A 24,301-nucleotide genomic window follows, 5' to 3' on the forward strand; every position below is an offset into this window, starting at 1 on the left:
ATATTCTTTCTGTTTTAAAAGTCAATTAACGGTATTATGAGTTCATTTTAAATGGAACTTTTCATTTAAAATTTTGATGCTGTTTTTTCAGAATAGAATAACTCATAAAATAAGACAGAAAATAGTTGTTTTTACTCATGTATTTGATAGCCAAAAGATAAAAAATCTGTTAAGAGTAGCATTCCTTAGTTTTTTGTCTCATAAGAACTATAATTTATAGTGTTTGCATCATAATTTATCTATTAAGTTTTTAATTCTGACTAACATTGAATGTTTTTATGATGCTAATAAAACAGCGTATAAATCAAGGGAGAAAATCATTCGGCTGAATGAATTTTAGAGGGAGAAAATTTCGAAACAAAAATTAATAAATGTTACTATTTAGAGCTTAAAATTAGAACTAAAATAATTTAAAAAAATATATGAAATACGGTACAATTAAATGTTTAGTTCTTGTTGTTGGATTGTCAATAAATATGAATGGGCAATCGCACTATCCCGGACAACACGAGGGGAAATTAAAACTGGATGATACCAAAAATGCAAAGGTTTTGGGATTTAACCTCCAAGATGTAAAATTACTGGACAGTCCATTTAAGGATAATATGCTGTGCGAAAGTAAATGGATTTTGAGTATCGATGCCAGGCGATTGTTACACAGTTTTAAAACCAATGCAGGTGTATTTAGTGATTTGGAAGGAGGTTATTTTAAGGTTGATAAATTAGGCGGTTGGGAATCTTTGGATTGTGATCTTAGGGGGCATAGTACCGGGCATATCCTTTCCGGTCTGGCTTTATTATATGCTGCTACGGGAGAGAACAAGTATAAAATTAAGAGTGACAGCTTAGTTACAGGATTAGTTGAGGTACAAAAAGTGCTGAATCAAAAAGGTTATTTAAGTGCGTTTCCTCAAAACTTAATAGATCGAGCTATTGCAGGAAAAAGTGTTTGGGCGCCATGGTACACCCAGCACAAACTTTTTTCGGGTTTAATGGATCAATATCTTTATTGTGATAGTAAACCAGCATTGGAAATCGTTAAAGGAATGGCTGATTGGGCTTATGAAAAGCTGAAGCCCTTGACTGATGAAGAGCGTAAAAGAATGCTTAAAAATGAGTTTGGAGGAATGAATGACTCTTTTTATACTCTATATGAAATTACGGGTGACAACAAATATAAATTTCTTGCTGAATTTTTTTATCATGAAGAGGCACTGGATCCGCTTTTGAGTAAAGTAGACAATCTCAATAAAAAACACGCCAATACTTACATTCCTAAATTGATAGGGCTTTCCCGTAATTATGAACTAGAAGGGGGTGACAAAAATCGTGAGATTCCTGAATTCTTCTGGAATACGGTTGTTAATCATCACTCATTTATTACGGGTAGCAATAGTGATAAGGAGAAATTTTTTGAACCGGATCATCTTTCTGAACATCTAAGCGGTTATACGGGAGAGTCTTGTAATGTGTATAATATGTTAAAACTTACCCGCCATTTATATGGCTATAACCCACAAATAAAATATGTGGATTATTATGAAAAAGCACTTTACAATCACATCTTAGGGCAACAGGATCCTAAAACGGGAATGATTGCTTATTTCCTGCCTATGAAACCCGGTGCACATAAAGTTTACAGTACGCCCGAAAATTCATTTTGGTGTTGTGTGGGAAGTGGTTTTGAAAATCAGGCAAAATATGGGGAATTTATCTATTACCATGATAACAAAGGTTTGTATGTAAATCTTTTTATTCCGTCAGAATTGAACTGGAAAGAAAAAGGAATTGTCGTAAAACAGCAAACCAATTTTCCAAATTTAGGCAATACCCAACTCACTCTTAGTACTGCTAATCCGGTTAGTATGCCAATTAGTATTAGATATCCATCATGGGCAGCTAATGCTGAAGTGAAAATAAACGGAAAAAAGCAAACCATTAAAGCTAAGCCGGGGAATTATATGGTATTAGACCGTAAATGGGATAATGGAGATGCCATTGAAGTTTCATTTGATATGCAAATCAAAGTCAATCCAACATCCGATAATCCCAAAGTTGCGGCTGTAACCTATGGACCTATAGTGTTGGCTGGTGCAATGGGAACAGAAGGCATGCTTGAACCAGCACCTTATAGTAATCCAAAGCTATATAATGATTATTATACCTATGATTACCATGTTCCTGGAAGTGTTTCTAATCAGTTGAATCTGGATGGAAAAAAATTAGAAAAAAGCATCATTAAAGAAAATGACAATACTCTAAAGTTTAAAATAAAAGGAACAGCGAATACTTTGAAACCAATTTATGATATACACCGTGAAAGGTACATCGTTTATTGGAATTTAAATAAATAAGGATTTATATATAATTTACTATGAATATTAAACAACAAATTTTAGGTTCCATTGTTGCAACTTTAATGCTGGTGGGCTGTGGAAGTACTATTACTAATACTAAATTGGATGATAAATTGGATGTGGATGCACAATTAGCTTATTGTGTGAAACAATCGTCGAATGCCTTAAAATTAATACCCAATGATGGTTCGATTCCAAGGAGTATTCCATCTGAAAGTAAACAATGGAAATTTGTAGATTATAAGGATTGGACAAGTGGTTTTTGGCCGGGTCAACTTTGGTATTTATATGAATCTACGGCGGACCATAAATGGGAAACCGCTGCAGATAAATTCACCAATTATTTAGCACCACTTGCTGTCACTCCTGCATTAGATCACGATTTAGGTTTTCAGGTTTTCAATAGTTATGGGAATGGTTATCGTTTGACAAAAAATCCGGAATACAAAAAAGTGATTTTAAAAACAGCCGATACTCTGGCTACACTTTTCAATCCAAAAGTGGGTACAATCTTGTCCTGGCCTCGTGAAGTCCCTAATATGGAATGGCCACAACATAATACGATCATGGACAACATGATTAATCTGGAACTATTGTTTTGGGCATCTAAAAATGGAGGTAGTAAATCATTGTATGATATGGCCGTTAGTCATGCTACAGTTACGATGAAGAATCATTTCAGGCCTGATTATACTTCCTACCATGTAGTAGTTTATGATAAAGAAACAGGCAAAAAAATAAAGGGGGTAACACATCAGGGCTATAGTGATAGCAGTATGTGGGCTCGCGGTCAATCCTGGGCTATATACGGTTATACGATGGTTTACAGAGAAACAAAAGATCCTAAATTTTTAGATTTTGCGCATAAGGTTAGCCGTGTTTATTTAGACCGATTGCCAAAGGATTTGATTCCGTATTGGGATTTTGATGATCCAACGATTCCAAATGCGCCAAGAGATGCTTCGGCAGCTGCAGTTGTAGCTTCGGCTCTTTTGGAATTGTCAACTTATACCCAGGATAGCGTGTTGGCCAAAGAATATTTGGATAAGGCCGAAGGAATGCTAAAAGAGCTTTCGGATAATTACCAAAGTAGAAATACGAATACCGCACTTTTACTACATTCAACAGGACACAAACCTGCCGGTTCAGAAATTGATGCTTCCATCATTTATGGCGATTACTATTATGTAGAAGCTTTGTTAAGGTATAAAAAACTGAAAGCAGGTGAGAAACCATTATTGACTTATAAATTCAATTAGAAAGAATAAAAATTAACCAAATAAAAATTAAAATGAAAAACAAAAAAATAATATACTGGTCTATTGTTGTAGCATTGGCCGGATTTTTATTCGGTTTTGATACCGTAGTAATTTCGGGAGCCGACAAACAATTGCAGCAATTATGGGGATCTTCAGATTTGTACCATGGATTGGTGGTTATGTCTTCGGCACTTTGGGGAACAGTAATTGGAGCTATTTTTGGAGCTATTCCTACCAATATTTTAGGAAGAAAGAAAACATTAGTATTAATAGGTGTTTTGTTCTTTCTTTCGGCTGTAGGAACTGCTTTTGCAAATGATGCTGTTGTTTTTTCAATTTTCCGATTTTTAGGAGGACTTGGAATTGGAGCTTCAACTATTGCAGCACCAACTTATGTTTCTGAGATTGCTCCGGCAAAAGACAGAGGGAAATTAGTTGCATTGTATCAGTTCAATATCGTATTTGGTATTTTGATAGCTTTTCTATCGAATTATTTATTACAGGATATTGGCGAAAATTCCTGGCGATGGATGTTAGGAGTACAATCTGCTCCGGCTTTAATATATACTTTATTGGTTTTCGGAATTCCGGAAAGTCCGCGTTGGATTTTTGAGTATAAAAAAGACCGTGAAAAAGCGATTGCTATTTTAAAACAAGTCAATTCAGATGAAGAAGTAGCATCAGAAATTGCAGCAATGGAAAATGAAAAACAGCATGAAGTACTCGATGAGTCTATTTTTATGAAAAAATATAGAAAGCCATTGTTATTAGCTTTCTTTATTGCCTTATTCAATCAGTTTTCAGGAATTAATGCTTTCTTATACTATGCGCCGCGTATTTTTGAATTGGCGGGTCTTGAAAAATCGGCTTCTTTTTTCAGTAGCATCGGAATTGGCGTAGTAAACCTAATTTTTACGCTGATTGGAATTTCATTGATTGACAAATATGGAAGAAAGACCCTGATGTATTTAGGTTCTGTTGGATATGTGATTTCTTTAGGATTAGTAACTATGGCTTTTTATTTTGAATGGAAAGGGATGGCTGTACCGTTATTTTTCTTTTTATTCATAGCATCACATGCTGTAGGTCAGGGGTCAGTAATTTGGGTATTTATTTCCGAATTATTTCCTAACAAACTCAGAGCAGCAGGAACTTCTTTTGGAACATCCGTTCATTGGGTTTTGGCAGCCTTGATTCCTTCTTTTATTCCGTTTTTGTTTAAAGAAATTGGAGCAACAACCGTTTTTAGTATTTTTTGTCTGATGATGGTTTGGCAATTGCTTTGGGTTTTCTTTAAAATGCCGGAAACCAGAGGAAGAACCCTGGAAGAATTATCAGAAAGTCTTTCGACACAAAGTGAATTAAATCGTAATCAAAATAATTTTAAAGTAGAACAAAATGAATTTATTTAACCTTGAAGGTAAAACAGCGTTAATAACAGGAGGAATTCACGGATTAGGAATGGCAATGGCTGAAGGATTAGCCAAAGCCGGAGCAGAATTAATCATTACCAATAATGTTCAGGAAACTTTGGATGTGGCTATTGAGCACTATAGAAAATCAGGTTTTACAGCTACAGGCTATGTTTTTGATGTAACTGATGAGGTAGAAGCCGAAAAGCAAGTGGCTGCCATGGTAGCCAATCATGGTAAAATTGATATTTTGGTTAACAATGCCGGAATTATTTTACGTGTTTTAGCTATCGATATGCCGGTTTCTGATTTCCGTAAAGTAATTGACGTAGATTTAGTGGGACCATTTATCATGTCTAAATTGGTTGCCAAAGGAATGATTGCGCGTCAGTCGGGTAAGATAATCAATATCTGTTCAATGATGAGTGAATTAGGTCGTGATAATGTGAGTGCTTATGCTTCGGCCAAAGGAGGATTAAAAATGCTAACCAGAAATTTAGCTACTGAATGGGCAAAACATAATATTCAGGTAAATGCTATTGGACCAGGCTATTTTGCTACGTCACAAACAGCGCCAATTCGCGTGGATGGTCATCCGTTTAACGATTTTATCATTAGCAGGACACCAGCAGGACGTTGGGGAAATCCGGAAGATTTAGCCGGAACAGCAGTTTTCTTAGCATCTGAAGCCAGCAATTTTGTGAACGGTCAGGTAATTTATGTAGATGGAGGAATTTTGGCGACTATTGGAAAACCCTCTAACGAATAATAGTTGTTTTAAAGAAATTAAAAATGAATTTGAATATATCTAATACTATTGATAAAAAAGTAATTTTCGAACAGATTGCAGCAGAATTAAAGAAGCAGAATTTTACTATTGTTCAACAAGATGCAACAAGACTCTGGGGCGGTTTTTTCGTAATTGATGAAAATCAGGCAGCTGTTTTTGCCGCAAAATTTTTTCCTCATCTTGAAATGGATAAAATAAAGATAACAAATAAGCTAAGCCCTAAAATATTAGTTGTTGCTCCAGATAAGCGATTGTCATGGCAATATCATTTTCGCAGGGCTGAAATCTGGAAAATTGTAGCCGGTATTGTGGGTGTAAAAACAAGTTCAACAGATGAAGAAGGAGAAATTCAACAGCTTACCCCCGGAGATTTTATTCAAATGAATAAAGGAGAACGCCATCGTCTAATTGGTTTAGATTCATGGGGAGTTGTTGCTGAAATCTGGCAGCACACCGATCGAGAAAATCCTTCCGATGAAGAGGATATCGTTCGTTTACAGGATGATTTTGGGAGGTAGTAAATGGTAAAATAAGTTTAATTGAAATCAAATAAATGTCTAATCATTATTATAAGAGATCGTGAGTTATTAAATTTATAAAAAAGAATACAAGTTTTTTAATGAGCTTTGGTACGGCTTTTCCAATATTAATAAGACTTGCGTAAAAACCACCTTCGATAGGGTAGATTTAAGTCCAGTAGCTTGTTAGATATATATCTTTTAGTTTTGGAAAAGGAAAGTCTAATTCATCGTCTAAATAATCTTTATCGTAAAGAAAATCAATGATAGGTTGGTATTCTTTCTTGTCTTTAAACAAGTCTTTTAATTGATTTTTAAGGTAAATGAAATCAATAACTATATGTTTTACGGATACTTGAGTTTTCATAATTACTGTTTTAATGTAAAATTAGTAATTATTTTTCATGAAAATTGTGGGGATAATGTGAGGATATATTGTAAATAAAAAACCCTAACCAACTGATTTGTAGTTGTTAGGGTTTGATTCCGCGGAGAAAGAGGGATTCGAACCCCCGGACCTGTTACAGTCAACAGTTTTCAAGACTGCCGCATTCGACCGCTCTGCCATTTCTCCAGTATGTTGCTATCATTTTGTGATTGCGAGTGCAAATATAGGAGGTTTTTATTGATAAAAAAATATATTTGAACAAAAAAATCAGCTATTTTTTATAGCTGATTTAACTGTTTTATTCTGTGGGAGTTAATTTTTTAGTTTTTTGAAATAATTCTTTAGTAGTGTACATATTCTGTGATTTCTAAACCATAACCAATCATTCCGACACGTTTGGTTTGTGTACTATTAGATACCAATCGTATTTTTGAAATATCGATATCGTGTAATATTTGGGCTCCAATTCCGTAATCTTTAATGTCAATGACTACTTTAGGAGCTTTCATTGTTCCTTCGGCCTGAAGTGTTTTTAATTCTGTAATACGATTAAGGAGATTTACTGCCGACATATCCTGATTGATAAAAATTACTGCACCACGCCCGTTTTCGTTGATTATTTTAAACATATCGTCTAATTGCTGGTCAACGTTATTGGTTAAAGTACCTAATAAATCATTATTTACCTGAGAGGAGTGAATACGTGTCAAAATAGGTTCTCCGGTATTCCAGGTTCCTTTTGTTAAAGCAATATGAATTTGTTTATTAGTAATTTGCTCGTAAGCTCTTAGGCGGAAAGTTCCAAAGCGGGTATTGATATCAAAATCTTCTTTTTTGACAATGATACTATCGTGTTGCATTCTGTAAGCAACAAGCGCTTCGATAGAAACTACTTTGATATCGAATTTTTTTGCAATTTTCACCAATTGAGGTAAACGAGCCATAGTACCGTCTTCGTTCATTACTTCGACAATAACTCCTGCCGGTTTAAAGCCTGCTAATCTGGCAAAATCTATCGCAGCTTCAGTATGCCCCGTTCTTCTTAAAACACCACCTTCTTTAGCAATTAAAGGGAAGATATGTCCAGGTCGGGCTAAATCCTGTGGTTTTGTTTTAGAATCAATTAAAGAAAGTACGGTTCTTGCTCTATCTGCAGCAGAAATACCTGTGGTAACTCCGTTTCCTTTTAAATCGACTGATACGGTGAAAGCTGTTTCCATGTGGTCAGTATTATTTGTGACCATTGGTTTTAAGTCTAATTCTTTACAACGTTTTTCGGTCAGTGGAGTACAAATTAATCCACGACCATGTGTTGCCATAAAGTTGATCATTTCAGGTGTTACTTTTTCAGCCGCAGCTAAAAAATCCCCTTCGTTTTCTCGGTCTTCATCATCAACAACTAAGATTATTTTTCCCTGACGAATATCCTCGATTGCTTCTTCAATTGTGTGGAGTTGTATTTTATCTGTGACCATTTTAGGTTGTTGTTTTTTTGTTAGTGGTAAATTTTTGTGCTATTTTTTGTAGTGTTTTTTGAAATGGAGCCAGTATAACATCCATATTGATTAAACCAATATCATTTGTAGCTCTATAGGTTAATAATATAGCAAGAGGGGATAGGATAAATGAAGACATCCAGGCTCCTAAGAATGGACTTATTCCGTTTTCTTGCGCAAATCTTTTTCCAAAAGTATTGATAAAATGGAAGCTAATAAATATTAGTACAGCAAAAATAATTGGTAGTCCAAGTCCTCCTTTTCTAATAATTGCTCCCAGTGGTGCTCCTATAAAAAACATCATAATACAAGCAAAAGCGATTACAAATTTATCATAAAATGCCAATAGGTGATTATTGATGTTTTTTTGTTTCGCCTGCAAATTGATTTTGCTACCGTCAATGCTGTATCCGATACTGCTCAGATTGCTGCTGGCTGTTCGCAAAATTTCCGATTTTTTCTTGTTGTCATACAAAGAAAGTATGTCCGAAGGAAGTGGTTTTCTCTTTTTGACCATTTCTTTGTTAGCTATATCATTGAAAGTTTTGTTTTCAATAACAGTTCTTAAATTAATGTTTTCAGAATAAGAGGCGACTTCAGTTTTGAAGTTTTTGTTTAAAGAATCTAAGGTATAATTTAATTCGTTTACCGTTAACATGGTATTTGTATTGGCTACTTTTTCTTTATCTACATCAACTTCGTTTAGTTGTGATAAGTCAATGTTAATAGTATATTTTTTAAAGGAACTTTTGGCAAAAGGAATTTTGTTTCGGTCAGAGAATTTTTTAGGAGTAATATCTTCATAGTAATTTCCGTCATTTAAAATCATTTGAAGAACACTTGAACTTTCGCTACTTATTAGTTCTCCTTTTTTAGCTTTTATGACTGTTTTGCTACCGTCGGCGTTCATTGATTTTTTGTGAATGGTAATTCCGGTTAGTTTATTACCATTTTCTCCCGACTTTTTATTGACTTTGATGTTATAGTATCCTACATCGCTAAATTGTCCCTCAGTTATAGCCATTGCAGGTTTTAATTGGGCAATACTTTTTCTGAAATTAATGAATTTGTATTCGGCAAACGGAATTACGTTATTGGCAAAAAAGAAAGCTACAATACTCAATAACAGAATGAATAAGGTAAGGCTTCTCATGGCTCTTTGCAAAGAGATTCCTGAGGATTTCATGGCGGCAAATTCATAGTTTTCAGCCAAATTACCAAAAGTCATAATCGATGCTAACAAGATGGATAATGGCAATACCAATGGTATGATACGCGGCATTGAAAAGAGTAAGAATTTGATAATTAACCCAAAGTCTAAATCTTTTCCTGCCAGTTCAGCTATAAAAAGCCAGATAGTTTGGAGTATGAATATAAAAAACAAGATTACAAATACCGTAGTAAATGTAATCAGGAATGTTTTTAACAAGTATTTGTCAAGGATTTTCACGAAATGGATTAATCTAATTTATTGATGTAGTAATTTGGATATTTGCTAGCTACAAAGGTAAATTGATTTTTTGACAAAGGCTGATTGGTTTTAAAAGAATTAACGGTTAAAGTTGTTTTTGTTCCTTTTTTACCGGTTTCAATCAAGTTGTAAATGTGTTTGGTTTGCACATCAATTCCTAACAGGATTTCTTTTCTTTGATCCTTAGGGTTTGTTGGAATTAATTTTACATACTGTATTTTTCGACCTCTTACATTTTGTAAAATATCCATCGAATATTTGTAACCACTATTGAAAAAAGTTAGCATTTTTGATGGTGTAACAGCACTGTCATCTTTTTCGTTAACTGTCGAAATGTTTATTTCTTCATCTTCAGGAACAATGGTATAAGTTTTTTTTCCGTCAAATATTTTAGTCATTCCCATGAAATTCAAAACATACTGATTACCTTTTAAGGTAACATTGCCTTTACTATCCTGATTGATATTTTCTTTACTGTTGTTAAGGGAGTATTTAAAATCGATTACAATGTTATTGTAGCTTTTTACTTTAGCTGTAACTTGGTCTAAAAGGGTTTTTGCTTTTTTGTCTTGTGCCTCTGCAGAAAAACAAATTAGTAAGATAAATGCAATTTGGATAAACTTTTTCATTGTAATTAATTATTTTCTTCATTATTAAAAAATTGATCGAGAGCGTGCATGTCCAGAATGTTTACGCTACGGGCTTTACTGCCTTCAAAAGGACCTACAATTCCTGCGGCCTCTAATTGATCAATTAATCGTCCGGCTCTGTTATAACCTAGTTTTAGTTTTCGTTGTAATAAGGATGCCGAACCTTGTTGTGCGTTAACAATAATTTCAGCAGCTTCTCTAAACAGGCTGTCTCTTTCGGAAATATCCATATCAAGATTGATGCCATTTTCTTCTCCACCGGTGTATTCAGGTAGTAAGTATGCAGTTGCGTAGGCTTTTTGTGAACCAACAAAATCAGTAATTTTTTCTACTTCAGGAGTATCGATAAAAGCACATTGTACACGCACTACATCATTTCCGTTTGTATATAATAAATCTCCTCGTCCAATTAATTGGTCAGCTCCCTGAGTGTCTAAAATCGTTCTGGAATCAATTTTAGATGTTACCCTAAAAGCAATTCTTGCAGGGAAATTAGCCTTAATCAAACCTGTAATTACATTTACCGAAGGTCTTTGGGTTGCAATAATCAAATGAATACCAATAGCACGAGCTAATTGAGCCAAACGCGCAATAGGAACTTCTACTTCTTTTCCTGCAGTCATAATTAAGTCGGCAAATTCATCGACTACTAATACGATATAGGGTAAAAAGCGGTGTCCGTTTTCAGGATTTAATTTTCGGGATTTAAATTTTTCATTGTATTCTTTGATGTTACGTACCATGGCATCTTTTAACAAAGAATAACGGTTGTCCATTTCCACACAAAGTGAATTCAGAGTATTCACAACCTTGGCATTATCAGTAATGATAGCATCTTCAACATCAGGTAGTTTTGCCAGATAATGTCTCTCAATTTTATTAAAAAGAGTCAATTCTACTTTTTTAGGGTCAACCAAAACAAATTTTACTTCGGCCGGGTGTTTTTTGTACAAAAGCGAAGTTAAAACAGCATTTAATCCAACCGATTTTCCTTGTCCGGTAGCACCTGCCATTAATAAGTGAGGCATTTTGGCTAAATCAACAACAAAAGTTTCGTTTGAAATGGTTTTTCCAAGAGCAATTGGCAATTCCATTTCAGCTTCTTGAAATTTGGTAGAACCAATAACACTTTTCATTGAAACCATAGTAGGATTCTTGTTTGGAACTTCAATACCAATGGTTCCTTTTCCCGGAATAGGAGCGATGATACGGATTCCAAGTGCCGAAAGTGATAAGGCAATATCGTCTTCTAAGCTTTTAATTTTTGATATTCTGATTCCGGCTTCCGGAACTATTTCGTATAAGGTTACTGATGGACCTACGGTCGCTTTAATTTGGGCAATTTCAATTTTATAATTGCGAAGTGTATCAACAATTTTATTTTTGTTTTCCTCTAATTCTTCCTGATTAATGGTAATTCCTCCTGTTGAATATTCTTTTAGTAAATCAAGGGTTGGGAATTTATAATTAGATAAATCCAGTGTTGGGTCAAATAATCCAAAATCAGCAACTAAGCGGGCAGCCAGATTTTCTTCGATTACTTCCTCTTCAGGGGAAGCTTCGATTACAAAATCATCATTAGCAACAGCCATTGCTACTGCTGCAGTTTTTTCAACAGCAAGTGGCTTCGAAATAGGATCTAAATTGATTTCGGATGGATTATTAATTGTTGGTTTTAAAGCTTCTTTATTGATTTCGAATTGAGAAGGTTTAAATTCAGGGATTTTTTCAGTTTCAGGCTCTTCTTCAGTTACTGCAAATTCCTCTAAGTTATAAGCACTATCGGTTTTTGGGGCAAAAGTAGCGTTGGTGTCTGAGATGTTTTCTTTTTTGCTGTTTTCAAAAAAGGACTGTACTTTTTCAGTAGATAATCTTAGTTTGAAAATAACATAAATTAGAATCCCAAAGATAAGCAACAATAAGGCACCTGTTTTTCCGATGTAATCCTGTAGAAATAAATTTAATTCGTAGCCTATTGTTCCGCCTAATTCAGGTAGTGAAGTGGCAAAAAATCCAAATAATACTGATAAATTAATCATGGCAAATAAATCCCAAAACCAAATGTTTTTGAGTTTTCGGCTGGAAAGACCAAGTATTAAAAAGATTCCTGTTAAGAAAAATAATCGAACAAATAGGAAAGAAGCCAATCCGAAACCTTGATAAACAATTAAATCAGCCAGGAAAGCACCAAACTTTCCCAGCCAATTTTTTACAGTTTCTGTTCTGTCAGCTAATTCTAAAACAGCACTTTGATCTTCTTGTCCATATACATAGAAAGAAACAAAAGCAACTAATAAAGCAACAGAAAATAATATTAAAAGACAGCCTAAAATGGTTTTATGCTGCTTTGATATTTCCCATGATTTTAAGACTTTAGGGTTAGAATTATTTTTCGGGTCTAAAGGTTCTTTTTTTGTTGTTTTTGCCATTCTATAATGTAGCTAAACCTCTAAATAAAATGAGGTACGTATATGATTAAACCAATAATTATTGCCGTAATTGCTGCAAAAAACACAGATCCGGCAGCAATATCTTTTATAAAACCAATTCTTTCGTGGTAATCCGGATGAATAAAATCGGCTACTTTTTCAATAGCGGTATTGAGTCCTTCGATGCTTAATACTAAACCGATAGCAAAAGTTTGGAAAAGCCATTCAGTGGCTGTTATTCCTATAAAAAAACCAGCTATACTTAATAGTATCCCAATGGAGAACTGAACCATTATGCTATGTTCAGTAGTGATAAGTTTAACAGCACCTTTTAAGGCGTAGTTAACACTTTTTAATCGTCCGCTTAAAAAAGAATTGTCTTTTTGAAAAGCCATATTAAAGCACTGCTAAAGCAGCTTCGTAATTTGGTTCGTTTGCAATTTCAGCCACTTGTTCTGTGTGCAAAATGGTTCCGTCAGCATCAGTGACAATTAAAACTCTGGAGTGTAATCCTGCTAAAGGACCATCAATAATTTCTAATCCGTTTGTTTTTCCAAAGCTTCCTTCCTGAAAGTCTGATAAATTAACTACATTTTCGATTCCTTCAGCTCCACAAAAACGTTTTTGAGCAAATGGTAAATCTCTTGAGATACATAAAACAGTTGTGTTTTCTAATTTGGCAGCAGCCTCATTGAATTTTCTAACTGATGTAGCACAAGTTCCGGTATCGATACTTGGAAAAATATTTAAAACTAATTTCTTTCCGTTAAAATCGCTTAAAGAAGCAACCGAAAGATCGTTTTTTACTAATTTAAAATCGGCAAGTTTTGAACCTACTTTTGGTAATTCTCCCGCAGTGTTTATTGGATTTCCTCCTAATGTAATTGAAGCCATAATTGATTTTTTTAATGAGCTTCAAAAGTATGAAAATTATTTAAGATTTAGGATTTCTGATTTAAGATTTTAAATCTTTGCGGAATCATTTTTTAACATAATGTCTATTTGAGGAATAGCCGTAAATGCAAAAAAAATGCAACTTTAAAAGGTGCATTTTATTTTTATAAAATCAAAGTTTTATTTGTCGATAGAGCCTAATACTCTTTTCATAAAAGTATTCAATGCTTCTTTTTTATCGGTTCCGTTTTTGATTAGTTTATGAACTTCGAGAGCACCATACATATTCGAAATTAATTCGCCAATAACATCTAATTCTTCATCTTTAAGTGAAGAAATCTCAGTCATTGCTTCCAGAACTTCTATAGTTTCAATGATGTAATCCTGGTCGTTTTCTTCGATAAACTGAGTCAGTTGTTTTATTACGGGTAGTTTCATAAAGTTAGAAATTAGAGGTTGGAAGTCAGAAGTGTTTTGTCGCTATTTTTATACGATTTCGTTAACCAATTCGATTAAGACTTCTTGTTTGTTCGTTTGGGTTTCGTTTACCAATTTTCCATTTACAAAAGTAGCAAAGGTTGGTAAATTGCTCACATTCGCTAATTTTCTGGATTCCGGAAAATTTTCAGCGTCAACTAGAGCAAAAGTGATCGATTCATTTTCGGTAGCCAGTTTTTTGAATTTTGGTTTCATAATACGGCAATTACCACACCATGATGCCGAAAACTGAACTACTACTTTTTCGTTTTCATTAACTAAATTGGCTAATGTATCTTCGTTTAATTCTATTAACATTTTTTTAGAGGTTCTAAGTCGCTAAGGTTCTAAGTTTTGATTCTTAGAACCTTATGACTTGTTATTAAATATTTAATTTAAAAGTTTTTATTTATTCTGGTATAAATCTTAGAGACTTTGTAACTCAGAATCTTAGCAATTTTAAAAAATTAGTTAGCGCTTAAGTAAGCAGCAGTACTGATTCTGTCAGCAGACATTGCTTCTTTACCTTCTTCCCAGTTAGCTGGACAAACTTCACCTTTAGTTTGTACGTGCGTGTAAGCATCTACTAAACGTAAATATTCGTTTACGTTACGACCTAATGGCATATCGTTTACACTTTCGTGGAAAATTTTTCCAGTTTCGTCCACTAAATAAGTAGCTCTGTAAGTTACGTTTGAACCTTCTACTAAATAAGTATCAGCATCTTCGTTGTAAGCACCAGCTTCAGCATCTAAGATTCCTAAAGCAGCAGATAAATTTCTTGTAGTATCAGCCAAAAGTGGGTAAGTTACACCTTCAATTCCACCATTGTTTTTTGCAGTGTTTAACCAGGCAAAGTGTACTTCGTTAGTATCACAAGAAGCACCAATTACAATAGTATTTCTTTTTTCAAATTCCGGTAAAGCAGCTTGAAAAGCGTGTAATTCAGTTGGGCAAACAAAAGTAAAATCTTTTGGATACCAAAACAAAAGTACTTTTTTGTTGTTGTTTACTGCTTCTTCAAAGATGTTGATTTTTAAATTATCACCCATTTCAGAAATGGCGTCAACTGTAATGCTTGGGAATTTTTTTCCTACTAAAGACATATTATTTATTTTTAAAGTTATTATTTGTTGGTGCAAAAATAAGTTATAAAAAAGGTTTGTAGTAATAGTAGTTGATTATTAATGTTTATTTAATAATAAGTTTTAGTTATGTTAAGGTTGTTTTTGGTTTTAAATTATTGAATATCAATAAAAACCGGAAGTTTTCCTGTGCATTTCGAATCAGATAAAAATTGTTCTGCTGCGTTAATTTGGAATTCTTCAAAATCCTGATATACCTGAATAAGTCTGGAAGCCTTGCTTAAATTAGGAATTAAAGACAAGACATAAGGATTTCCGAAAACGTAAATCAGGCATTTTTTTGTGGTCAATAATTTTTCTAATAATTTAAAAATAGCATCGTCAATTTCAAATTGATTTAAAGGTTTTGCTTTGGGAACAAACAACGAAATAATGAGGTAATTAAATGATGCTGCTATTTTTTCGAAAGCTTCAAAATCAAAATCTACAATAGACTCAATTGCAAATTGAGGACAATGTAATTTGGAATTAATGGTTTTTGAAAATTTATTTTCCGCATTTTTATAAATTGACAATTGTGCTGTTTTTTTCTCGCTATTCGCTTTTTGAATGCTTTCAAAATCAATAGTATCAATGATTTTTGTAATGCTGAATTGAGCAATTTCAGCATTTAACGCTGCGGCTTTTTCAAAATCTAAATTTCCTTTTGGTTGGTTAGCAGTAATAATACCTACTTTTTCCTTGCATTTTAGAATTCGATTATAGCTTTCCTCAATGCGCTCTTCAGAGGCATTTTCTAAAATGGCTTGGATTCCTTCGGGAACATTTTCGGCAAAACACAATACATCATTTCCGGCATTAAAAGCTTCCCATTCGAGTTGCCCTTTAATATCGTATAATTTCGAAACACTGTGCATATTCAAGGCATCAGAAATTACTAAACCATCATAACCCAATTGCTCTCTTAAAAGTGTTTGGATAATATTTTTAGACAAGGTTGCCGAAGTGTTTTTTCCTTCATTCAAAGCCGGAACAGCCAAATGTCCAATCATAATTGAATCGACATCATTCTCGATTCCTTTGATAAACGGATACAATTCGTTTGCCAATAATTGTTCCAGGTTTTCTTCTAAAACAGGCAACCCTAAATGTGAATCAACATTGGTGTTTCCATGTCCAGGAAAATGTTTCAAACAGCCTAAAACACCAGCGTCACTCATTCCTCGTAAATATTCTAGAGCAAAATTGGCAACTTTATTTTTGTCTTCTCCAAAAGAACGATAACCAATTACCGGATTATTTGGATTATTATTGATATCAGCCAAAGGAGCCAAATTATAATGAATCCCCGCTGATTTTAAGTCCAATGCAATTTGTTTCCCAACTTCGTACACCAAGTCTTTTTGCTCTTCCGGTAAGGCTCCTAAAGTAATCGCATAAGGATATTGAGGTGTTTTTTCGACACGCATCGCTAAACCCCATTCAGCATCAATACTCATCAAAAGTGGAGTGGAAGCACATTTTTGATAACGGACAATTAATTCTTTTAATCGAAGGTAGCTGTCATCGTTGAATTCAATTTTTTTCTTCGATTCATAATTCGTCGCAGCACTGGCACGACTGTGAAAAAAAGTCAATCCGCCAATATTGTATTTTCTGATTAATTCTTCGGTTGCCTGGATGTTTTCTTCGCTGTCATTGATAAAAACAGCCGGAAAAAAGAATTGTCCTATTTTTTGTGCTTGTGTCATTATTGAGAATTTTATGCTTTTTTGGTATACGGATAAAACGGATTTACTTCGTAAAGACGCGGATGAAAACAGATTTTTTAAAATCCGTTAGTATCTGTGTTTTCGCTTTGCGAATCCGTGAAATCCGTGTGCTATTGGTTGATTGCTTCTTCGGTTTTCTTCCCAAAATCCTTCGGAAAAACTAAAAATCGGGATAAAATGATTCCAGGAATTGTAGCTAAGAAAACCCAGATAAAGAAATTTCCATAACCTAAATATTCCTGAATGTATCCGCTAAGCATTCCCGGAAGCATCATGCCTAATGCCATAAAACCAGTAGCAATAGCGTAGTGGGATGTTTTTGATTCGCCTTCGGCAACATAAATTAAGTACATCATAAAAGCGGCAAAACCAAAGCCGTAACCAAATTGCTCCAAAATAACTACCACATAGATATAATAAACCGAAGCGGGATGAAAATGTGCTAGCAATACAAATCCAATAATAGGCAAGTGCATAATTAAAATCATAGGCAACATCCATTTTCCTAACCCTTGTTTAGAAATTGCGATTCCGCCTAATATTCCTCCAACAGTAAGTGCTATTAATCCGAATGTTCCATATATTAATCCAACATCTTCGGTTGCTAATCCCATTCCTCCTACATCTGTTTTATCGACTAAAAAAGGAGTCAGCATCTTGAGTAATTGTGATTCTCCTAAACGGAATAAAAGGATGAAAGCAAGGATTAATCTAATTTGTTTCTTTTTGAAAAAACTTGCAAAAACAGTGGCAAAATTTTTCTCTTCGGTTTCTCCTGCTTTAATTGGCAATTCTGCTTTTGGAGTAGCAAAATAGTTGTAGATAGTTAAAAAAGTCATTACCAATCCAACGAAAATCATGGTGTACGACCAGGCTTTTTGATTGTCACCATACAAATGTTCCAAATAACCGGCTAATAAAATAATTAATCCATTTCCTGTTAGCATTGATGCTCTGTAAAAAGTGCTTCGGATTCCTAAAAAGAAGGATTGTTGGTCTTTGGTTAACGCTAATAAATAAAATCCGTCACTGGCTACATCATTGGAAGCAGAAGCAAAGGCGGCTACCCAAAAAATAGCCAAACTCATCATGAAAAACTGAGTTGTTGGAATAATAAATCCCACAAGCAAGAAGGCAATCGAAATGAATAATTGCATGGCTAAAAACCATTTTCGTTTGGTACCATGCAAGTCAATAAACGGACTCCATAAGGGTTTAATTACCCATGGTAAGTATAATAAACTGGTGTATAATCCAATGTCTTCATTGCTGATTCCGAGGTTCTTGTACATTAATACCGAAACGGAAATGATTATTACATACGGAAAACCTGAAGCAAAATTTAATAATGGAATCCAATACCAAGGGTTATTATCTGTCTTCATTTGTTTTTAGGTTTTTATTGTTTGCTTTTAATAAAGTGGCCTGACTTTCATTTCCAAAATAATCGATAAAGGTCAATGCGCAGTTATTGTGTTTTTCCAGATATAATTTTGGTATTTTGATGCTGATGCTGTCATTAGTTTCTTTAAAAGCTATTTTGTCAATAATCTGACTTGGATCATTAACATTAATCAGGTTTTTATTGGTAACTCCATAAACCACAACATAACGTATCTTACTTTGGGTTGGAAAACTCAGGCTAATTACAGTATTATCGCTTTGATGGTTGATGTTCATTACATTTGGCACATCTTTAACTTCTTGTCTCGAATTAGGAACTACATAAGGCAAGGCAGGATATTGGTATTGATTGTCTTGCAGTAATTGGGTTACAGCTTTGTTTTTGTTCACAAACCATTTGGCACTAAAAAAAGCATTTCCGTTAACGTTAGGGTAGCTGCGGGTCAAATCAATTTGGTTTGGAATTTCGTTAGGATTGAACCATTTTTTATCCGAATCATTATTGATTTTGTATGTTCCGTTTCCAATGTAAAGAGCAGTGTTTGTATTAGTGTTTTCAGACCACCATTTTAATAATTTAGCATATGAAGCAGTTTTGTGCTCAATGCTCCAGTACAACTGAGGTAAAAGGTAATCAATGTAATTACCTTCCATCCAGGCCATTGGGTCGGCATACAAATCGTCATAATTCGTTTGTCCGGCCTGTGTGTCAGAACCTTTTGGATCAACTGATTTGTTTCTCCAGACCCCAAAAGGACTGATGCCAAATTGCACCCAAGGTTTTAGTTTTTTGATAGCATCATAAGTGTTTTTTAGATAATTGTTCACATTGTCTCTGCGCCAATCTTCCACACTCATGCCTTTTCCGTATTTTCTATAGGAAGCGGTATCGTTAAATGCTTCTCCTTGTATTCTGTACGGATAAAAATAATCATCAAAATGAATGGCATCCACATCATATTTAGTAACTACTTCGTTAACTACATTAATTAAATGTGCCTGAACTTCAGGTAATGCCGGATTGTAATAATATTTTCCGCCATATTTAATCATCCATTCAGGGTGTTTGATTACATCATGACTTCTGCTTAATTCGGATGTGTTCAAATCCATAGTCGCTCTGTAAGGATTGAGCCAGGCATGAAATTCAAATCCACGATTGTGCGCTTCAGTAATCATCCAATCTAAGGGATCGTAAAAAGGATAAGGTGCTAACCCTTGTTTTCCAGTCAGGTATTTTGACCAAGGCGCTAAATTTGTTGGATACATAGCATCACCGGCGCTGCGTATTTGTACTATAACTACATTGTAATTCAGTTTTTTATAAGTATCTAGAATCTCAATAAAATCGGCTTTTTGTTTGGCTACCGAATCGGTATTTTTTACAGGCCAGTCAATATTGGCAACCGTTGCAATCCACACGGCTCTGAATTCGTTTTTGGGATTAGCGGTTTTATTTTGTGCCTGGCTGTAGCCAAAAGACAGCAACAAAACGGAGATAAATAAGCAGATTTGGTTTTTATGATTCATTGAATGCGATGTTTTAACAGTTACCAAAAATAGTTTTTTTAGCGAAGTTTATCAGATAATTTAGGATTAATTTTCCTTATGTTTTTTAGTCATACAATTTTTTTGCCAAAACAAAAAAACTTGGTGTTTTCGAGATTTCACTGTCCTTAGCTTCCGCAGTCGAGTATCAAATGTTTGAAGAATGCTTAAAAAGAAAAGCTGTTTGAGCGTTAGCGAGTTCTTTTCTTTTAGCATTCGAAAACTAATTTGACCGACGAGGAAGCGTAAGACTTGAAATCGAAGATTCATGAATACCAAAAAACAATAAGAACGCATGAATATTTTTTTGTTTCTTTTTTGATCAAGCAAAAAAGAAAAAAAATAATTAAAAAACACTTTCAACCAACAGGTATATTATATTTGTCAAATAATTTTTAGAACTGTATTAAATACACAAAAGATATTCTATTTATGTCTCATTCACACTCGTTAAAGCAATTGTCCGATTCTTTAGAAGGAAGCCTTTTATATGATGATCTTCATAAAACTTTATATGCCACTGATGCTTCGGCGTACCGAATTGTTCCTTTGGCAGTAGCTTTGCCAAAAAGTACTGAGGATATTGTAAAATTAGTGCGTTATGCCATTGAAAATAAAACGACATTAATCCCAAGAACTGCCGGAACGTCTTTGGCAGGACAAACTATTGGTGACGGAATTGTGGTAGATGTATCGAAACATTTTACAAAAATTGTCGCTTTCGATGCCGAGAAAAAGACCGTTACGGTACAACCGGGTGTTATTAGAGATGAATTAAATTTGTATTTAAAACCACACGGGGTATTTTTTGGACCTAATACCTCTACTTCTAATCGTTGTATGATAGGAGGAATGGTGGGGAATAACTCTTCTGGGACTACTTCTATTCGTTACGGAGTTACCCGTGATAAGATTGTTGAAATCAAAACAGTGCTGGCCGATGGTTCTATAGCTATTTTTAATACAATTACTTCGGCTGAATTTGTAGAAAAAACCAAAGGAGATTCTTTAGAAAGTGCCATTTACAGAAAGCTTTATGAAGAATTGTCTAATGAAGCCAACCAGCAAGAGATAAAAAACGAATTTCCAAAACCGGAAATCCACAGACGAAATACCGGTTATGCGGTTGATGTGTTGTTGAAATCGGATTTGTTTGGAGGTACTGAACCAACAATAAATGTAGGTAAACTACTTTGTGGTAGCGAAGGAACTTTGGCTTTTACAACTGAAGTTACTTTGCAATTAGACGATTTACCGCCAACGAATAACATCATGGTGGTGACTCATTTTACCAGTATTCAGGAAAGTTTAGAGGCGGTAATGATTGCCATGAAGCATCATTTGTACACCTGCGAAATGATTGACGATACTATCTTAGATTGTACGAAACACAATAAAGAACAAAGTAAAAACCGCTTTTTTATTCAGGGCGAACCCAAAGCGATTATGATGTTTGAGGTAGGTTCGTACATCAGCATGGAAGAAGCCGAAAAGCAGGCCGATGTCCTGATTAAAGAATTAGAAGACAATAATTTTGGTTATGCTTCGGTAAAATTATACGGTGCCGATATTGAAAAAGTAAACGAACTCCGCAAAGCGGGTCTTGGACTTTTAGGAAGCATTGTGGGCGATGATAAAGCAGCCGATTCTATTGAAGATACTGCGGTGGAATTGAGCGATTTGCCTAATTATATTGCTGATTTTTCGGCTATGATGAAACGTCACGGACAGGAAGCCATTTATTATGCTCATGCCGGTGCGGGCGAATTGCACCTGCGTCCGGTGTTGAATTTAAAGACTAAGGAAGGTGTTTACCAATTTAGAAATATCGCTACCGAAGTCGCTATTTTGGTTAAAAAATATAGAGGTTCCTTAAGTGGAGAACACGGAGACGGAATTGTAAGAGGTGAATTTTTACCTTTTATGATTGGTGAAAAGAATTACGAATTATTGAAACGCATCAAATTAGCATTCGACCCGAATTCGGTTTTGAATATGGGCAAAATTGTTAATGCCTTAAAAATGGATGAGAATTTCCGTTTTGAAACCGATAGGGTAGAACCGGATATTCAAACCATTCAGGATTTCTCAGACAGTATGGGGATTTTGAGAGCTGCCGAAAAATGCAATGGTTCGGGCGATTGTAGAAAATTGCCTTCGGCGGGAGGGACTTTATGCCCAAGTTATCGCGCTACCCGCAATGAAAAAGACACAACTCGTGCCCGTGCCAACGCTTTACGCGAATATTTAACGCATTCTGAAAAAGACAATAAATTTGATCACAAGGAATTATACGAAGTTTTTGAATTGTGTGTGAGTTGTAAAGCCTGTGCCAGCGAATGCCCGTCTAATGTGGATGTGGCGACTTTAAAAGCGGAATTTTTATACCAATACCAAAAAGCAAATGGTTTTTCGTTTCGAAATAAAATCTTTGCTAATAATGCCAAGATGAATAAGATGGGAAGTCTTTTTCCTGCCCTGACTAATTTTGTTTCCAATCTTTCCATTGTAAAAAAAGGAATGGGAGTGGCACAGAAACGTGAAGTTCCGCTATTGGCCAAACAGACTTTTAGAAAATGGCTTAGCAATAACAATGTCAATAGCAATAAGGAATATCCAAATGGTAAAGTGGTGTTGTTTTGCGATGAATTCACTAATTATTATGATGTAAATGTAGGGATTGATGCTTTCGAATTGTTGACAAAATTAGGCTACGAAGTGGTAGTTGTGGAGCATGAAGAAAGTGGAAGAGCTTATATTTCGAAAGGATTTCTGGAAGAAGCTAAAATGATTGCGATAAAAAACGTTGCTACTTTTGCACCTATTATTTCAGATGATTGTCAGTTAATAGGAATTGAACCTTCGGCAATATTGACTTTCAGGGATGAATATTTAAGATTGGCAGAAGATAAAACTGCTGCCGAAAAATTAGCTAAAAACGTTTTGACTATCGAAGAGTTTTTCAAGAAAGAAATTGGAGCAGGGAAAATTCATTCAGGACAATTTTCGACCAGCGAAAAGCAGATTAAAATTCACGGACATTGCCACCAAAAATCATTGAGTGCTGTCGAAGCTACTTTTGCGATGTTGAATGTGCCTAAAAACAATTCGGTTACTATTTACAACTCCGGTTGTTGTGGAATGGCGGGTTCTTTTGGTTATGAAGAAGAGCACTACGAAATAAGCATGCAAATGGGTGAAGATACCTTGTTCCCAAAAATCAGGGCTACCGATGAAAATGTGTCTATTGCCGCAGCAGGAACTTCTTGCCGTCATCAAATTTATGATGGTACCAGCCGAAAAGCCCAGCATCCGGTTTCAATACTAAAAAGTTGTTTGATTAATTAAATTGCAATAGCAATAACAATTTCAAAAATCAATAGGAAAAAGAGCTATTCTTCGATAAGGAGGGTAGCTCTTTTTTTGTTTTGCTTTAAAAATAAATAATACTTTGTATGTAAGAAATATTTTTAAATTTGTGTTTATGTATTAAAAAAAATATGTAATAATGTAAGTTGAAAATTTACGGATATTATATATGATTTGAAGAAAATAGGATGGAGTTATATGTTTATAAACTAGTTACCTGCAACTGTAAAGATGGGCCAAATGATGTCAAAAGACTATAAAAAAGTAATCTTAGATAAACTGACAAGAGAACTTAAAGAACAACATTTTAAGAAAAAGGGAAATTTATTTAGCTTTTCAAATGGGGACTTGACCTATTTCATTGGAGTACAAAGTAGTCAAAGCTCGACAGCTAGCATTCTTAAATTGACAGTAAATACTGAAATCGCCAGTGTATCTATTTCAAAACTTGACGATACAAGTTTACCGATAGAACATCAACGTCATTATAATCGAAGAATTGGTTTTTACCTTGATGATAAACAAGACAAGTGGTGGACCGTGGAAAGTATTGATTCAGCTATAAAAGCAGCAAATGAAATTGCTGAAATTATTGGAGAAAAAGTAATACCGAATTTTGAGACTATTAGGAGTACAAGTGACTTAGTGACACTTTGGAGAAATGGAGGTTGGTTAGGAATTACTGAAGGACAACGAAAACACTATCTTTCTTTATTAGAAAATTTTGAAAAGTAGAAACCCTACTGCGCTGATTTACCACAATAGTTAGCGCAGAATTATATTCTGTGCCCGCAAAGATTTTCAAAACAACCTTTAACAAGCAATGAAAAAGCTATTCCCCCAGCTAGCGCGAGCACAATGTCATTAAGTTAAGAGTTTTTTGCTGAATTAGCAAGTGTTTTTAATTGTTTTTTAATACTATTTTTCGTATTTTTATTATCAAATAATAACACCTGAATTTTGAAAAAAAACGAGTACTTTT

Annotated in this window: 20 protein-coding genes and 1 tRNA gene; 7 read left to right on the forward strand and 14 right to left on the reverse strand. The window is 34.5% G+C overall.

The window, feature by feature from the left end; all coding sequences use genetic code 11:
- Positions 1–422: 422 nt before the first annotated feature.
- The 5 genes from FDM27_RS15825 to FDM27_RS15845 are packed head-to-tail and all read left to right on the forward strand — an operon-like array spanning position 423 to position 6,336.
- Positions 423–2,354, forward strand: coding sequence for a glycoside hydrolase family 127 protein (locus tag FDM27_RS15825; RefSeq protein WP_140487950.1), 1,932 nt, complete (start codon positions 423–425; stop codon positions 2,352–2,354).
- A 20-nt stretch (positions 2,355–2,374) separates the two neighbouring features.
- On the forward strand, positions 2,375–3,616 hold the full coding sequence (locus FDM27_RS15830) for a glycoside hydrolase family 88 protein (protein WP_140487952.1): 1,242 nt from the start codon (positions 2,375–2,377) through the stop codon (positions 3,614–3,616).
- Between the two features lie 32 nt (positions 3,617–3,648).
- Positions 3,649–5,028 carry a sugar porter family MFS transporter gene (locus tag FDM27_RS15835; RefSeq protein ID WP_140487954.1) on the forward strand — a complete coding sequence of 460 codons (1,380 nt, stop codon included), beginning with the start codon at positions 3,649–3,651 and terminating at the stop codon, positions 5,026–5,028.
- Positions 5,015–5,797, forward strand: a complete 783-nt coding sequence (locus FDM27_RS15840) for a gluconate 5-dehydrogenase (RefSeq protein WP_140487956.1) — start codon at positions 5,015–5,017, stop codon at positions 5,795–5,797. Before FDM27_RS15835 ends, FDM27_RS15840 begins: the two co-directional genes overlap by 14 nt.
- 23 nt (positions 5,798–5,820) lie before the next feature.
- Positions 5,821–6,336 carry a phosphoheptose isomerase gene (locus tag FDM27_RS15845; RefSeq protein ID WP_140487959.1) on the forward strand — a complete coding sequence of 172 codons (516 nt, stop codon included), beginning with the start codon at positions 5,821–5,823 and terminating at the stop codon, positions 6,334–6,336.
- A gap of 169 nt (positions 6,337–6,505) precedes the next feature.
- Here FDM27_RS15845 and FDM27_RS15850 read toward each other — a convergent pair whose 3' ends face one another.
- From FDM27_RS15850 to FDM27_RS15915, 14 genes are all read right to left on the reverse strand, one after another.
- Positions 6,506–6,703 carry a hypothetical protein gene (locus FDM27_RS15850; protein WP_071183243.1) on the reverse strand — a complete coding sequence of 66 codons (198 nt, stop codon included), beginning with the start codon at positions 6,701–6,703 and terminating at the stop codon, positions 6,506–6,508.
- A gap of 122 nt (positions 6,704–6,825) precedes the next feature.
- A tRNA-Ser gene (locus FDM27_RS15855) sits at positions 6,826–6,910 on the reverse strand.
- A 155-nt stretch (positions 6,911–7,065) separates the two neighbouring features.
- Positions 7,066–8,199 carry a 3,4-dihydroxy-2-butanone-4-phosphate synthase gene (gene ribB / locus FDM27_RS15860; RefSeq protein ID WP_071186008.1) on the reverse strand — a complete coding sequence of 378 codons (1,134 nt, stop codon included), beginning with the start codon at positions 8,197–8,199 and terminating at the stop codon, positions 7,066–7,068.
- 1 nt (position 8,200) lies between these two features.
- Positions 8,201–9,670 (reverse strand): LptF/LptG family permease, encoded by a 1,470-nt coding sequence (locus FDM27_RS15865; protein ID WP_140487961.1) that lies wholly within the window; start codon positions 9,668–9,670, stop codon positions 8,201–8,203.
- Positions 9,671–9,678: 8 nt separating this feature from the next.
- Positions 9,679–10,320, reverse strand: a complete 642-nt coding sequence (locus FDM27_RS15870) for a LolA family protein (protein WP_140487963.1) — start codon at positions 10,318–10,320, stop codon at positions 9,679–9,681.
- A 5-nt stretch (positions 10,321–10,325) separates the two neighbouring features.
- Complete coding sequence (locus FDM27_RS15875; protein ID WP_140487966.1) at positions 10,326–12,770, reverse strand: DNA translocase FtsK; 2,445 nt, start codon at positions 12,768–12,770, stop codon at positions 10,326–10,328.
- Positions 12,771–12,790: 20 nt separating this feature from the next.
- On the reverse strand, positions 12,791–13,165 hold the full coding sequence (locus tag FDM27_RS15880) for a diacylglycerol kinase family protein (RefSeq protein WP_071186004.1): 375 nt from the start codon (positions 13,163–13,165) through the stop codon (positions 12,791–12,793).
- A gap of 1 nt (position 13,166) precedes the next feature.
- Positions 13,167–13,664 (reverse strand): thiol peroxidase, encoded by a 498-nt coding sequence (tpx, locus tag FDM27_RS15885; RefSeq protein WP_140487968.1) that lies wholly within the window; start codon positions 13,662–13,664, stop codon positions 13,167–13,169.
- Between the two features lie 180 nt (positions 13,665–13,844).
- A complete protein-coding gene (locus FDM27_RS15890) occupies positions 13,845–14,102 on the reverse strand; it encodes a DUF6952 family protein (RefSeq protein ID WP_071186002.1) in 258 nt (85 codons plus the stop codon).
- A gap of 48 nt (positions 14,103–14,150) precedes the next feature.
- Positions 14,151–14,459: a thioredoxin family protein gene (locus tag FDM27_RS15895; RefSeq protein ID WP_071186001.1), complete on the reverse strand. Its 309-nt coding sequence runs from the start codon at positions 14,457–14,459 to the stop codon at positions 14,151–14,153.
- Positions 14,460–14,608: 149 nt separating this feature from the next.
- A complete protein-coding gene (locus FDM27_RS15900) occupies positions 14,609–15,247 on the reverse strand; it encodes a peroxiredoxin (RefSeq protein ID WP_071186000.1) in 639 nt (212 codons plus the stop codon).
- 134 nt (positions 15,248–15,381) lie between these two features.
- A complete protein-coding gene (locus FDM27_RS15905) occupies positions 15,382–16,977 on the reverse strand; it encodes a glycoside hydrolase family 3 protein (protein ID WP_140487970.1) in 1,596 nt (531 codons plus the stop codon).
- A 131-nt stretch (positions 16,978–17,108) separates the two neighbouring features.
- Positions 17,109–18,383: an MFS transporter gene (locus tag FDM27_RS15910; RefSeq protein WP_140487972.1), complete on the reverse strand. Its 1,275-nt coding sequence runs from the start codon at positions 18,381–18,383 to the stop codon at positions 17,109–17,111.
- Entirely contained in the window at positions 18,370–19,932 is a 1,563-nt protein-coding gene (locus FDM27_RS15915) for a glycoside hydrolase family 10 protein (RefSeq protein ID WP_140487974.1), read from the reverse strand. Before FDM27_RS15915 ends, FDM27_RS15910 begins: the two co-directional genes overlap by 14 nt.
- Positions 19,933–20,382: 450 nt before the next feature.
- Here FDM27_RS15915 and FDM27_RS15920 point away from each other — a divergent pair, with 450 nt between their 5' ends.
- Both FDM27_RS15920 and FDM27_RS15925 read left to right on the forward strand, forming a co-directional pair.
- Positions 20,383–23,298, forward strand: coding sequence for an FAD-binding and (Fe-S)-binding domain-containing protein (locus FDM27_RS15920; RefSeq protein ID WP_140487975.1), 2,916 nt, complete (start codon positions 20,383–20,385; stop codon positions 23,296–23,298).
- A gap of 261 nt (positions 23,299–23,559) precedes the next feature.
- Positions 23,560–24,054, forward strand: a complete 495-nt coding sequence (locus FDM27_RS15925; RefSeq protein ID WP_181161692.1) for a DUF4304 domain-containing protein — start codon at positions 23,560–23,562, stop codon at positions 24,052–24,054.
- The last annotated feature ends 247 nt before the right edge of the window (positions 24,055–24,301 follow it).

Origin of the sequence: Flavobacterium sp. GSA192, from assembly GCF_006386525.1 — a bacterium.
Taxonomy (GTDB): domain Bacteria; phylum Bacteroidota; class Bacteroidia; order Flavobacteriales; family Flavobacteriaceae; genus Flavobacterium; species Flavobacterium commune.

Coding starts and splice junctions, on each gene's coding strand:
- FDM27_RS15825 (WP_140487950.1), top strand. CDS start 423: ATGAAATACGGTACAATTAAATGTTTAGTTCTTGTTGTTGGATTGTCA.
- FDM27_RS15830 (WP_140487952.1), top strand. CDS start 2,375: ATGAATATTAAACAACAAATTTTAGGTTCCATTGTTGCAACTTTAATG.
- FDM27_RS15835 (WP_140487954.1), top strand. CDS start 3,649: ATGAAAAACAAAAAAATAATATACTGGTCTATTGTTGTAGCATTGGCC.
- FDM27_RS15840 (WP_140487956.1), top strand. CDS start 5,015: ATGAATTTATTTAACCTTGAAGGTAAAACAGCGTTAATAACAGGAGGA.
- FDM27_RS15845 (WP_140487959.1), top strand. CDS start 5,821: ATGAATTTGAATATATCTAATACTATTGATAAAAAAGTAATTTTCGAA.
- FDM27_RS15850 (WP_071183243.1), bottom strand. CDS start 6,703: ATGAAAACTCAAGTATCCGTAAAACATATAGTTATTGATTTCATTTAC.
- ribB (WP_071186008.1), bottom strand. CDS start 8,199: ATGGTCACAGATAAAATACAACTCCACACAATTGAAGAAGCAATCGAG.
- FDM27_RS15870 (WP_140487963.1), bottom strand. CDS start 10,320: ATGAAAAAGTTTATCCAAATTGCATTTATCTTACTAATTTGTTTTTCT.
- FDM27_RS15875 (WP_140487966.1), bottom strand. CDS start 12,770: ATGGCAAAAACAACAAAAAAAGAACCTTTAGACCCGAAAAATAATTCT.
- FDM27_RS15880 (WP_071186004.1), bottom strand. CDS start 13,165: ATGGCTTTTCAAAAAGACAATTCTTTTTTAAGCGGACGATTAAAAAGT.
- tpx (WP_140487968.1), bottom strand. CDS start 13,664: ATGGCTTCAATTACATTAGGAGGAAATCCAATAAACACTGCGGGAGAA.
- FDM27_RS15890 (WP_071186002.1), bottom strand. CDS start 14,102: ATGAAACTACCCGTAATAAAACAACTGACTCAGTTTATCGAAGAAAAC.
- FDM27_RS15895 (WP_071186001.1), bottom strand. CDS start 14,459: ATGTTAATAGAATTAAACGAAGATACATTAGCCAATTTAGTTAATGAA.
- FDM27_RS15900 (WP_071186000.1), bottom strand. CDS start 15,247: ATGTCTTTAGTAGGAAAAAAATTCCCAAGCATTACAGTTGACGCCATT.
- FDM27_RS15905 (WP_140487970.1), bottom strand. CDS start 16,977: ATGACACAAGCACAAAAAATAGGACAATTCTTTTTTCCGGCTGTTTTT.
- FDM27_RS15910 (WP_140487972.1), bottom strand. CDS start 18,383: ATGAAGACAGATAATAACCCTTGGTATTGGATTCCATTATTAAATTTT.
- FDM27_RS15915 (WP_140487974.1), bottom strand. CDS start 19,932: ATGAATCATAAAAACCAAATCTGCTTATTTATCTCCGTTTTGTTGCTG.
- FDM27_RS15920 (WP_140487975.1), top strand. CDS start 20,383: ATGTCTCATTCACACTCGTTAAAGCAATTGTCCGATTCTTTAGAAGGA.
- FDM27_RS15925 (WP_181161692.1), top strand. CDS start 23,560: ATGATGTCAAAAGACTATAAAAAAGTAATCTTAGATAAACTGACAAGA.